Genomic DNA, 11,640 nt, shown 5'->3' on the forward strand with positions numbered 1-11,640 from the left:
GTGCCGGGGCGGATGCCGCGGGACCGTCCAGCCCGCCGGGCTCCCCACCTCGCCCCCTCCTGCCGCACCCTCTCCCGCCGCGCCCGCGCGGATCCGGGACATTGACGCCGGGCCGCGCCGAAAATAAGGTGAACCGACCGGTCGGTATGTGCGGAATTCCGTGCGGGCCGGCCGTTTTTCCCTGGCCGTCGCGGGTCTTCTCGGAGAATTGCCATGATCCTCAGCACGATGCAGGACTTTCCGCTGTCCGTCGCCGCGATCCTGCGGCACGGCGCGCGCGTCTACGGCCGCAGCGAGTGCGTGACCTGGACGGGCGGCGGCGCGCCCCGGCGGGCGACGTTCGCGGAGATCGCCCGGAACGCCGAGCGCCTGGCGTCCGCGCTGGCCAGACTGGGCGTCCGCCACGGCGACCGGGTGGCCACTTTCTGCTGGAACAACCAGGAGCACCTGGAGGCGTACTTCGCGGTGCCCGCCATGGGCGCGGTGCTGCACACGCTGAACATCCGGCTGTTCCCCGAGCAGCTCTCGCACATCATCAACCACGCCGACGACCAGGTCGTCATCGTCGACGACAGCCTCGTCCCATTGCTGGCGCGGGTCGTCCACGAGCTGCCCGCCGTCGAGGCGTTCGTGGTCGTCGGGGACGGCGACGCCTCGCCCCTCCAGGCCAACGGCAACGGCGCCCCCGTCCTGCGCTACCACGAGCTGCTCGCCGCGGAGGAGCCCGGCTACGCCTGGCCCGAGGTGGACGAGCGGGCCGCCGCGTGCATGTGCTACACCAGCGGCACCACGGGCGACCCCAAGGGCGTCGTGTACTCGCACCGCTCGACGTTCCTGCACGCCATGGCCGTGCAGTCGGCGTCCCTGGTGGGCATCACCGAGGCCGACCGCGTGCTGACCATCGTCCCGATGTTCCACGTCAACGCGTGGGGCCTGCCGTACGGGGCGTTCCTGTCCGGCGCGACGCTGCACATGCCGGGCCCGTTCATGCAGCCGGAGCACCTCACGAAGTTCATCGCGGACGAGCGCAGCACGCTCGCCTCCGCCGTCCCCACCATCTGGAACGGCATCCTCGCGTACGGCGAGCAGCACGAGATCGACCTCTCCTCCCTGCGCTCGGGCACGTCCGGCGGCGCGGCCGCGCCCCGCGTCCTGCTGGAGCGGTTCGAGCAGCGCTACGGCCTGCGCATCATCCAGGGCTGGGGGATGACGGAGACGAGCCCCCTCGGCGGCATGGCGTTCCCGCCGCCCGGCGTCGAGCCCGGCACCGACGAGGACATGTACTGGCGCCTGAAGTCCGGCCGCGTCGCCGCCGGGGTCGAGCTGCGGATCGTGGACGACGCCGGCGCCGAGCTGCCCTGGGACGGCGAGGCCGTCGGCGAGATCGAGGTCCGCGGGCCGTGGATCACCGGCGCCTACCACCGCGACCCGGCCCCCGCGAAGTTCGACGGCGGCTGGCTCCGCACCGGCGACATCGGCACCGTCGACGACCGCGGCTTCTACCAGATCACCGACCGCGCGAAGGACGTCATCAAGTCGGGCGGCGAATGGATCTCCTCCGTCGAGCTGGAGAACCACCTGATGGGCCATCCGGCGGTGGCGGAGGCGGCCGTCATCGGCATCCCCGACGCCCGCTGGGACGAGCGCCCGCTCGCCTGCGTCGTCCTGCGCCCCGGCGCCACCGCGACGGCGGAGGACCTGGCGGCCTTCCTCGCGGGCAAGGTCGCCCGCTGGCAGGTCCCCGAGTACTGGACGTTCCTGGACGAGGTCCCCAAGACCACCGTCGGCAAGTTCGACAAGAAACCCCTCCGCGCCCGCCACAGGGAATCGGCACTCAAGATCGAGCAGGTGGACAGGCCCGCATCGGCCTAGTCCTTCAGGCCGTTCATGAACAGCTCCACGTAGTGGTCGCTGATGACGGCGGTCTTGAGGCGGCCGCCGGGGCGGTACCAGGTGCCGATCTGGTGGACGGTGCCGAAGAAGAAGTGGACGGCGATGTCGGCGGGGGTGCCGGTGCGGAAGGTGCCCTCGCGCTGGCCCTCCTCCACGAGGGTGCGGAAGCGCTCGTGGTAGCGGCGGCGTTCGGCGCGGACGGCCTCGCGGCGGTCGCGGGGGAGCAGGTGCGTCGAGCGGAAGAAGACGGTGAAGTCGTCCAGGTAGAGGAACGAGGTGTTGAGGACGTCGACGGCCGCGTCGCGGAGCCGCTCCTCGGCGGTGCCGGAGCCGCCCGCGATCTGCTCCAGGCGGGACATCTGCAGGCCGAGGAGCCGGTGGTAGATCTCGTAGAGGAGGTCGTCCTTGGAGCCGAAGTAGTGGTACATGGCGCCCTTGGTGACGCCGGCGGCGTTCACGATCTGCTGCACCGAGGTGTTCTCGAAGCCCTTCTCGGCGAACATCCGGGTCGCCACGGCGAGCAGCCGGTCGGGCAGCGGCAGGTTGCCGGAGACCTTTCCCACGGGCGCCTGCGTCATCACTCCACCTCCGTCCGGGAATCCCCCGGGGTCTCGTGCCGCCCCGGAACGGCCGCCCGCAGATCGCCGATCAGCCTACCGGGCCGGAGATTGTTCGGCGCGCTAGGTATCGGAGGCCCGCTGATCGGCTGTTGACCGGAGCCGCCCGGTGATTCTATCTTCATGGAATCCGACCGGTCGGTATGTGCATTCTGGCCTCGGGGGATTCACGCTGTTTCATCGGCGAGGTGAGGCGACATGTCCGGCTCCTCCGCAATCTTGGAACTTCGAAAAGTAACCGTCCGGTTCGCCGGGCTGGTCGCATTGGACGGCGTGTCCCTGACCGCGCCGCAGGGCCGGGTCACGGGCGTGATCGGCCCGAACGGCGCCGGCAAGACGACCCTTTTCAACGTGGTGTGCGGGTTCGTCCGGCCCCGGTCGGGCGAGGTGCGCTGGCGCGGCCGGGCGCTCGGCCGGCATCGGCCGCACGACCTCACCCGCCTCGGCATCGCGCGCACCCTCCAGGGTCTCGGGCTCTTCCCGGGGCTGACCGTCCTGGAGAACGTGATGGTCGGCGCGGACCCGCACGCCAGGACCGGGTTCTGGTCCGGGCTGCTCGCCCTGCCGCGCGCCGACCGCGACGAGGCGGCCCTGCGCGAGCGGGCGCTGACCCGGCTGGACGAGCTGGGCGTGGCCGGCGAGGTGGCGCGGCTGCCCGGACAGCTGCCGTACGGGGTGCAGAAGCGGGTCGCGCTGGCCCGCGCGCTGGTCGCCGAGCCCGATCTGCTGCTGCTCGACGAGCCGGCCGCCGGCTTGTCCGCCGGGGAGATGGACGAGCTGGCCGGGCTGATCCGCGGGCTGCGCGGCGGCCCCGCCGTCGTCCTCGTCGAGCACCACATGGACCTGGTGATGAACGTCTGCGACCAGGTCGTCGTGCTCGACTTCGGCAAGGTCATCGCGAGCGGGACGCCCGACGAGGTCCGCGACGACCCGGCCGTCCTCGACGCCTACCTCGGCGAGGAGGTCGCCGGTGCTTGAGGTCAAGGGCCTCACGGTCCACTACGGCGCGGTCCGCGCCCTCGGCGGCGTCGACCTGTCGGTGGACGAGGGCTCCGTGACGGCCGTGCTGGGAGCCAACGGCGCCGGCAAGACCACGCTGCTGCGCACCGTCTCGGGCCTGCTGAAGCCCCGGGCCGGGAGCGTCGAGCTGGACGGCAGGGAGCTGACCCGGCTGCCGGTCGAGGACATCGTCCGGCTCGGCGTCGCGCACGTCCCGCAGAGCGGCGGCGTCATCACCGAGCTCACCGTCGAGGAGAACCTGCGGCTCGGCGGGCTGTGGCGCCGCGACCGGGCGGCCCTCACCCGGCGGGTGGCCGAGATGTACGAGCTGTTCCCGCCGCTCGCCGAGCGCCGGGCGAGGACCGCCGCCACGCTGTCCGGCGGCGAGCGGCAGATGCTCGCGCTGGCCCGCGCGCTCACCGGCGGGCCGCGGCTGCTGCTGGTGGACGAGCCGTCCCTCGGCCTGGCCCCGCGCGTCGTCGCCCAGCTCATGGCCGTGCTGCGGCGGCTGTGCGACGAGGACGGCCGGACCGTGCTGCTCGTCGAGCAGAACGCCCGCAGCGCCCTGTCGGTCGCCGACCGGGCCGTCGTCCTCGACCTCGGCGCCGTGGTGGCGGCCGAGGCCGCCGCGACCCTCGCCGCCGACGACCGCCTCCGCCACGCCTACCTGGGGTTCTGATGGTGCGCTTCATCAATCTCACGCTCGCCGGCATCACCTCCGGCGTGGTGTTCGCGGCGGTCGCGCTCGCGCTGGTGCTGATCTGGCGCTCGACCCGCATCGTGAACTTCGCGCAGGGCGGGATGCTGATGTTCACGACGTTCCTCGCCTGGAGCGTCATCGACCGCGGCGGCTCCTACTGGCTCGCGCTCGGCGTCGCGCTCGCGTCCGGGCTGGTGCTCGGCGCGGTCATCGAGCGGGTCGCGGTCCGCCCGGTCGAGAACAAGCCGCCGCTCAACGCCGTCATCGTCACGCTCGGGCTGTTCGTCCTGCTGCAGGCGAGCGCGGGCATGATCTGGGGCGACACCCCGCACTCCTACCCGCCCGCGTTCACCATCAAGGGACTGTCGGTGGGCGGGACGCGGCTGCTGCTGTCCCCGTTCGACCTGTTCGTCATCGGCGCCGTCGCCGCCGTCATGATGCTGCTGACGCTGCTGTTCGTCCGCACCGACCTCGGGCTGCGGCTGCGCGCGTCGGCGTTCGCGCCCGAGATCGCCCGGCTGCAGGGCGTCCGCGTCGGCCGGATGCTGACGCTCGGGTGGGCGCTCGCCGCGCTCGTCGGGTCGCTCGCCGGGGTGCTGATCGCCCCGTCGGTGTTCGTCGGGCCCGCCCAGTTCGACTCGATGCTGGTCTTCGGGTTCACCGCGGCGGTGATCGGCGGGCTGGACAGCCCGGCGGGCGCCGTCGTCGGCGGGCTGCTGCTCGGCTGCGCGCTCAGCTACGTGTCCGGCTACGTCAGCTCGGACCTGGTCACGTTCGGGGCCCTCGCCGCCCTCATCACCGTCCTGATGATCAGACCGAGCGGCCTGTTCACGGCGAGCACCGGACGGCGGGTGTAGCGCGGTGGGCACCGTCCTGAACGTCCTGCGCCGCTCGACCCTCGCCCGGCACACGGCCGCCGCCCTCGCCGCCATCGTCGCGCTGTACTTCCTGACCACGGCCGTCGGCCCGTACCGGGACCTGCAGATCGCGCAGGCCGCCTACCTCACCTGCGCGGTCGCAGGCCTGACGGTGCTGACCGGGCTCGGCGGGCAGATCTCCCTCGGGCACGGCGCGTTCATGGCCGTCGGCGCCTACACGGCCGTGCTGGTCATCGGGCACTGGGGCTGGCCGCTCGCGGCCGTCCTCGCGGCGGCGGCCGGCGTCACCGCCGTCGCGGGCGTGGTGGTCGGCGCGGTCGCCGCCCGGCTGCACGGCCCCTACCTGGCGGGCGCCACCCTCGCCTTCGCCGTCGGGCTGCCCGGCCTCGCCAACTACAAGCCGCTCACCGACGAGCTCGGCGGGCAGAACGGCCTGACCCTCGTCCCGCCGATCCCGCCCGCCGGGCTCGGCGAGACGTTCCCGCTGGAGCGCTGGCAGTCGTGGATCGCCTGCCTCGGCGCCGTCATCACCCTGTTCCTGCTCGGCAACCTCGTCCGCGGCCGGTTCGGGCGGACGCTGCGCGCCAGCCGCGACGACGAGATCGCCGCCGCGCTGAGCGGGGTCCGCGTCGCCCGGCTGCGGATCACCGCGACCGTCGTCTCGGCGGCCGCGGCCGGCCTCGGCGGCGGGCTGCTCGCCGTGGTCGCCACGCTCGCCGCGCCGGGCGCGTTCCCGCTCACGCTGTCCCTCCAGCTGATCGCCGCGATCATCATCGGCGGGCTCGGCAGCCTGCCGGGCGCCGTCTGGGGCGCGCTGATCCTGGTGTACGTGCCCACGTGGGCGTCCGACCTGTCCACCTCCTCCGGCTTCTCGCACAACATCGCGTCGAATCTGCCCCTCGCCATCTACGGCCTCGTCCTGATCGTGGTGACGCTGGCCTTCCCGCGCGGCCTCCAAGGCGGCCTGCGCGACATCGGCGGCGCCGTCCGGCGCCGCGCACGCAAGAGGCGCGACCCGGCTCCCGGGCCGCGCGCTTCGACATCGGGGCCTACCACAACGCACCCAGGAGGAGCAGATGAAGCGACCCCGGACCAGGCGGGCGCTCGCCCTGATGACCGCGGCGACGCTGGCGGCCGCGGCGAGCGGCTGCGGCGGTGACGGCGGGGACGGCGGCGGCTCGGGCGCGCCCGGCGTCACCGCGACCACCGTCACGATCGGCAGCCACCAGCCGCTGACCGGGCCGGCCGCGCCCGGCTACAGCGCCAACTCCGCGGCGTCCAAGGCGTTCTTCGACTACGTCAACGCCAACGGCGGCATCAACGGGCGCAAGATCGTCTACAAGTACGTGGACGACGCCTACAACCCCACCCAGACCGTCAGCGTGACGCAGAAGCTCGTCCTGCAGGACAAGGTCTTCGCGATCTTCAACGGGCTGGGCACCCCGACGCACTCCAAGGTCGTCGACTACCTGAACGCCCAGCGCGTGCCGGACCTGTTCGTCGCGTCCGGCTGCGGCTGCTGGGACGAGCCGGACAAGCACCCGCAGACGTTCGGCTGGCAGGTCGACTACATCCGCGAGGGCAAGATCCTCGGCGACTACATCAAGAAGACCTACGCGGGGAAGAAGGTCGCCTACTTCTACCAGAACGACGACTTCGGCCAGGACGGGGTGAAGGGCCTCGACAAGTACATCCCGAAGGACCAGGTCGTGTCGCGGCAGTCCTACCAGCCGGGCGGCACCGACATCAGCGCGCAGGCCCAGGCCATCGCGCAGTCCAAGGCGGACGTCGTCGTGCTGTTCAGCATCCCCACCTACACGGCGCTGTTCCGGCTGGCCGCGCTCAAGCTGAACTACAAGCCGACGTTCGCCGTCAGCAACGTCGGGTCCGACCCGATCACCCTCACCGGCCTGCTGGAGAGCTTCGCCAAGAAGGGCGGCAGCGAGGTCAAGGGCAGCCCGCTCATCCAGGGCATGGTCACCGACGGGTACCTGTCGGCGCCGGGCGACGCCTCCAACAGCTGGACGCAGCTGTTCAAGAAGATCCACGCCCAGTACATCCCGAAGCTGCCGTTCAACGGCAACATCGTCTACGGGATGTCGGTGGCCTACACCTTCGTGCAGGCGCTCCAGGCGGCCGGGAAGAACCCGACCCGCAAGGGCGTCGTGGACGCGCTGGAGAAGTCGCACTTCACCGGGCCCGGCGTCGTCCCGTTCGCCTTCAGCGAGAAGTCGCACGCCGGCTACACCGGGGCGGTGATCGGCACGATCAAGGGCGAGAACGTCGTGCCGCAGGGCCAGCCGCTGACGACCGACGACGGCGACGGCCCCATCCAGCCGTACACGGCCCCGCAGCCGCAGGCGCCCGCCAACGGCGTCCCCGCGGCCGGCTGACGGATCCCGCCGTCCCGCGCCCGGCCCCGGCGCGGGACGGCGGGCCCTGCCGCGGTGCGGGCCGCGACCTCAGGCGCGGACGACCTCCGGGCCCTCCGCGGCGAGGTCTGCGGCGAGGTCGGTGTCCAGCCCGGTGTCGGTGATCAGCACGTCGATGTCGGAAAGGCCGCCGAACCGCACCAGATGGTCGTGGCCGATCTTGGTGCGGTCGGCGAGCAGCACCCGCCGCCGCGACGAGGCGATCATCGCCCGCTTCACCGCCGCCTCCGCCTGGTCGGAGGTGGTCAGCCCGCGCTCGACCGAGCAGCCGTTGGTCGCCATGAACGCCACGTCCACCCACAGGTCGGCGAGCGGGCGCAGCACCCAGTCGTCGACCGTGGCGAGCGTCCGGCCGCGCACCCGGCCGCCCAGGATGATCACCGTCAGGTTGGGGCGGGTCGCCAGCACCGCCGCGAGCGGCGGCGAGTTCACGACCACGGTCAGCTCGCGGTCGGTCGGCAGCAGCTGGGCGAACCGGGCCGTGGTCGTGCCGGCGTCCACGATGACCGACCCGTCGGCGGGCAGCTCCTCCAGCGCCGCCTTCGCGATGCGCTGCTTCTCCTCGGTCATCACCGCGTCCCGCGCCGCCAGCTCCGGCTCGAACCCGAGCCGCTCGACCGGCATCGCGCCGCCGTGCACGCGCCGGACCGTCCCGGCCCGCTCCAGCACGGTCAGGTCGCGGCGGATCGTCTCGGTCGTGACCGAGAGCTCCTCGGCGAGCGCGACGACGTCCACCCGGCCCTTCGAGCGCGCCAGCGCAAGGATCGCCTGCTGCCGTTCCTCCGCGTACATGACCGTCGTCCACCCGTCCCGTGTCCGTTGTGCCGCGCGTCCATTCTGCCGGTTCGCGCGACGGTCAGGCGGGCTGCTCGGCGTCCAGGTCGCGGGCGAGCAGACCCGCCAGCTCGTCGAGCGCCGGACCCGCCGCATCGCCCTCGGCCGCCAGGGTCACCTCGGTGCCCTGCCGGGCGCCGAGCGACAGCACCCCGAGGATGCTGTTGGCCGGGACGGGCGCGCCGTCCCCGACGCGGATCGACACCGGCACCGGCTGCCGCGCCGCCGCCTGCACGAAGAGCTGCGCCGGGCGGGCGTGCAGGCCCTGCGCCGCGGCGATGACGACGTTCCGTTCGGCCATGGCCCGTCTCCTTCAGGGTTCGATCGTGACCTTGATGGCGGCGCCCCGGGTGACGAGGTCGAGGGCGTCGTGCAGGGCGTCCAGCGGAAGCCGGTGGGTGATCAGGTCCTCGACCGGCACCGCGCCGGACCCGATCAGCTCCAGCGCGCGGGCGTTGTGCGCGGGGCTCGACCCGTTCGCGCCGACCAGCGACAGCTCCCGGTAGTGGACGCGATTGGCGTCGACGGCGATGACCGGGGCGTCCTTCGGCAGCCCGCCGAACAGGCTGACCCGGCCGCCGGGCGCCACGAGCCGCTGCGCCTGCTCCTGCGCGACGCCGGACGCGGCCGCGGTGATCGCGACGTCGGCGCCGCGCCCGCCGGTGCGTTCGAGGACCTCCGCGACGGCGTCGGTGGCGCTGCCGTCGATCGCGGCGTCCGGCTTCACCAGCGCGGCGGCCCGCTGCAGCCGCTCGGCGTTGACCTCCACGAGGAACACGCGGGCGGCGCCGCGGGCCCGCGCGACGCGGACGTGGAGGCAGCCGACCGGGCCGGAGCCGAACACCACGACGTCGTCGCCCTCGCCGACCCGCGCCAGCTCCTGGCCGTTGAGGACGCAGGCGAGCGGCTCGGCCACCGACGCCTCGGCGAACGAGACGCCGTCCGGGATCCGGTTGACCCCGCCGACCGCGAGCACCTTCGCCGGGACGATCATGTACTCGGCGAACGCGCCGTCGTAGTGGTAGCCCATCGACTCCTGCGCGGTGCAGACCGTCATGCGGCCGCGGCCGCACTCCGAGCACGTCCCGTCCGGGATCGCGGCGATGATCTGGACGCGGTCGCCCGCCGTCCAGCCCTCCGCCCCCGGACCCGCCTCGGTGACCTCGCCGGCGATCTCGTGGCCCATCACCCGCGGCGGGACGATGTGGTGGTGCCCGAACCGGGAGATCTTGACGTCGGTCCCGCAGGTCGAGCAGTTGCGGACGCGGATCTTCAGCTCGCCGGGGCCGGGCGCCGGCTCGGGCGCGTCCTCCAGCCGGATGTCGCCGGGTGCGTAGAAACGGGCGACCTTCATACGGAGTCTTCCTCTTCTTCTCGGGTTTCGGTGTCCGGCGTGAGCAGGGCGAGGACCTGCTCGTCCTCGGTGGCCTCGCGCAGCGCCCGTGCCCGGTCCGGGTCCATGAGCACCTGGGCCAGCTCGGCGAGGATCTCCATGTGCCCGTCGCCGCGCGCGGCGATCGCGATGCAGACCGTGACGGGATTCCCGTCCCAGTCCGCCCCGTCCGGGAACCGGACCACGGCGAGCGCGTCCCGGTGGATGAGGTCGCGGCCCCCGGACGTGCCGTGCGGGATCGCGACCCCCTCGCCGAGATAGGTGGAGATGGAGCGCTCCCGTTCCAGCATCGCGTCGATGTAGGCGGGGGCGACGGCGCCGGTGTCCACGAGCACCTGCCCGCAGATCCGGATGGCGTGGTCGCGGCCGCCGGCCCAGGCGTCCAGCCGGATCGCGTCCCGGGCGAGCAGGCCGGCGGCCCCGTCAGGCACCGACCTCACCGCCGTCCTTGATCGCCTTGACCAGCCGGTCGACGGCCGGGTCGCCGAGGTACACCTCGAACGGGATCACCGGGGTGCCGCCGGCGCCGCGCCGGGCGCGCGCGGCGAGCCCGGTGTGGCACACGACCACGTCGGCGTCGCCGGGGATCGCGTCGACGGGCGTGTGCTCGACCGTCACGTCCTGCTTCTTCAGCGTCTTGCGCAGCTGCCCGGCGAGCATGACGCTGCTGCCCATGCCCGCGTCGCAGGCGATGACGAGCTTGCGGATGTCCTTGCCGTTCATCGTGGGTGTGCCTTCCGTCAGTGGGCGGTGGTTTCCTTGGCGTCCTCGGCGCCTTCCCCGGTCTCGCCGGCCTCCCCGGCCGCGCCTTCGCCCTCGCCGTCGCCCTCGTCCTCGCCGCGGGCCTCGGCGAGCTTGCCGAAGCCGAGCAGCGCCGCGCCGACGCCGAACGAGACGGCGGCGGAGGCGAACAGGCCGGTGTAGACGCCGATCCAGTTGCCGGCGCCGCGGGGCGTCTGCGCGAGGTAGGCGAAGATGCTGCCGGGCGACGGGGTCGCGACGAGGCCGACGCCGGTCGCCACGAAGATCGCGACACCGGTCATGCCGCCCGCCATCGCGGCGAGGATCATCCGCGGCTTCATCAGGATGTAGGGGAAGTAGATCTCGTGGATGCCGCCGAAGAAGTGGATGATCGCGGCGGCCGGGACGCTCGGCCGCAGCCGGCGCGGCCCGAAGAACCAGTAGGCGAGCAGGACGCCGAGGCCGGGCCCGGGGTTGGACTCCAGCATGAACAGCACGGACTTGCCGTGCTCGGCGGCCTGCTGCACGCCGAGCGGGCCGAGCACGCCGTGGTTGACCGCGTTGTTCAGGAACAGGACCTTCGCCGGCTCGATGAGCAGGGACGTCAGCGGCAGCAGGTCGTGGTCGACCAGCCAGCTCACCCCGTCCCCGGCCCACTCGGTCAGGTTGTTCATGACCGGGCCGATCACCCGGTTGCCGACGATCGCCATGGCGCCGCCGATGATCCCGGCCGAGAAGTTGTCGACCAGCATCTCGAACCCGGTCCGGACGCGGTCCTCGATCAGGCCGTCGAACAGCTTCAGCAGGTATGCGGCGAGCGGCCCGATGATCATCGCGCCGAGGAACATCGGCACGTCGGCACCGACGATGATGCCCACGGTGGCGACCGCGCCGACGACGGCGCCGCGCTGGCCGTGCACCATCCGGCCGCCGGTGTAGCCGATCAGCAGCGGCAGCAGGAACTTGATCATCGGGTCGACCAGCTCGCCCAGCTCCTTGTTGGGCAGCCAGCCGGTGGGGATGAACAGCGCGGTGATCAGGCCCCAGGCGATGAACGCGCCGATGTTCGGCATCACCATCCCGGCCATCTTGCCGCCGATTCGCTGGACGTTCGCGCGGAACCCGCTCCCGGTGGGCTCCGGAGTGTACGTGG

At 72.7% G+C, this 11,640-nt stretch carries 13 protein-coding genes; 6 read left to right on the forward strand and 7 right to left on the reverse strand.

The window, feature by feature from the left end; all coding sequences use genetic code 11:
• Nucleotides 1–213 precede the first annotated feature (213 nt).
• Nucleotides 214–1,872, forward strand: a complete 1,659-nt coding sequence (locus E1293_RS37595) for a long-chain fatty acid--CoA ligase (RefSeq protein ID WP_243717147.1) — start codon at nt 214–216, stop codon at nt 1,870–1,872.
• On the opposite strand, the gene E1293_RS37600 is transcribed toward E1293_RS37595, so the two are convergent.
• A complete protein-coding gene (locus E1293_RS37600; RefSeq protein WP_132203340.1) occupies nt 1,869–2,471 on the reverse strand; it encodes a TetR/AcrR family transcriptional regulator in 603 nt (200 codons plus the stop codon). The genes E1293_RS37595 and E1293_RS37600 overlap by 4 nt on opposite strands.
• A 237-nt stretch (nt 2,472–2,708) precedes the next feature.
• Here E1293_RS37600 and E1293_RS37605 point away from each other — a divergent pair, with 237 nt between their 5' ends.
• Genes E1293_RS37605 through E1293_RS37625 form a run of 5 tightly spaced genes read left to right on the forward strand, consistent with a single transcriptional unit; the run spans nt 2,709 to nt 7,480 of the window.
• Nucleotides 2,709–3,488: an ABC transporter ATP-binding protein gene (locus tag E1293_RS37605; RefSeq protein ID WP_132203342.1), complete on the forward strand. Its 780-nt coding sequence runs from the start codon at nt 2,709–2,711 to the stop codon at nt 3,486–3,488.
• Complete coding sequence (locus tag E1293_RS37610; RefSeq protein WP_132203344.1) at nt 3,481–4,188, forward strand: ABC transporter ATP-binding protein; 708 nt, start codon at nt 3,481–3,483, stop codon at nt 4,186–4,188. Before E1293_RS37605 ends, E1293_RS37610 begins: the two co-directional genes overlap by 8 nt.
• Entirely contained in the window at nt 4,188–5,066 is an 879-nt protein-coding gene (locus E1293_RS37615) for a branched-chain amino acid ABC transporter permease (protein ID WP_132203346.1), read from the forward strand. The genes E1293_RS37610 and E1293_RS37615 overlap by 1 nt, the downstream gene beginning before the upstream one ends.
• Nucleotides 5,067–5,070: 4 nt before the next feature.
• Nucleotides 5,071–6,246 carry a branched-chain amino acid ABC transporter permease gene (locus E1293_RS37620; RefSeq protein WP_132203348.1) on the forward strand — a complete coding sequence of 392 codons (1,176 nt, stop codon included), beginning with the start codon at nt 5,071–5,073 and terminating at the stop codon, nt 6,244–6,246.
• Entirely contained in the window at nt 6,164–7,480 is a 1,317-nt protein-coding gene (locus E1293_RS37625; protein ID WP_132203350.1) for an ABC transporter substrate-binding protein, read from the forward strand. Before E1293_RS37620 ends, E1293_RS37625 begins: the two co-directional genes overlap by 83 nt.
• Nucleotides 7,481–7,549: 69 nt before the next feature.
• Here E1293_RS37625 and E1293_RS37630 read toward each other — a convergent pair whose 3' ends face one another.
• The 6 genes from E1293_RS37630 to mtlA all read right to left on the reverse strand — a co-directional run.
• Complete coding sequence (locus tag E1293_RS37630) at nt 7,550–8,311, reverse strand: DeoR/GlpR family DNA-binding transcription regulator (protein WP_132203352.1); 762 nt, start codon at nt 8,309–8,311, stop codon at nt 7,550–7,552.
• Nucleotides 8,312–8,375: 64 nt separating this feature from the next.
• Nucleotides 8,376–8,654, reverse strand: coding sequence for an HPr family phosphocarrier protein (locus tag E1293_RS37635; protein WP_132203354.1), 279 nt, complete (start codon nt 8,652–8,654; stop codon nt 8,376–8,378).
• Between the two features lie 12 nt (nt 8,655–8,666).
• Nucleotides 8,667–9,707: a zinc-dependent dehydrogenase gene (locus E1293_RS37640; protein WP_132203356.1), complete on the reverse strand. Its 1,041-nt coding sequence runs from the start codon at nt 9,705–9,707 to the stop codon at nt 8,667–8,669.
• Nucleotides 9,704–10,186 carry a PTS mannitol transporter subunit IIA gene (locus E1293_RS37645; RefSeq protein ID WP_243717149.1) on the reverse strand — a complete coding sequence of 161 codons (483 nt, stop codon included), beginning with the start codon at nt 10,184–10,186 and terminating at the stop codon, nt 9,704–9,706. Before E1293_RS37645 ends, E1293_RS37640 begins: the two co-directional genes overlap by 4 nt.
• Entirely contained in the window at nt 10,170–10,469 is a 300-nt protein-coding gene (locus E1293_RS37650; RefSeq protein WP_132203358.1) for a PTS lactose transporter subunit IIB, read from the reverse strand. The genes E1293_RS37645 and E1293_RS37650 overlap by 17 nt, the downstream gene beginning before the upstream one ends.
• 17 nt (nt 10,470–10,486) lie before the next feature.
• On the reverse strand, nt 10,487–11,640 hold a 1,154-nt coding region (mtlA, locus tag E1293_RS37655; protein WP_424923717.1), incomplete at its 5' end, for a mannitol-specific PTS transporter subunit IIC.

The sequence above is a fragment of the Actinomadura darangshiensis genome, from assembly GCF_004349235.1.
GTDB classification, from domain to species: domain Bacteria; phylum Actinomycetota; class Actinomycetes; order Streptosporangiales; family Streptosporangiaceae; genus Spirillospora; species Spirillospora darangshiensis.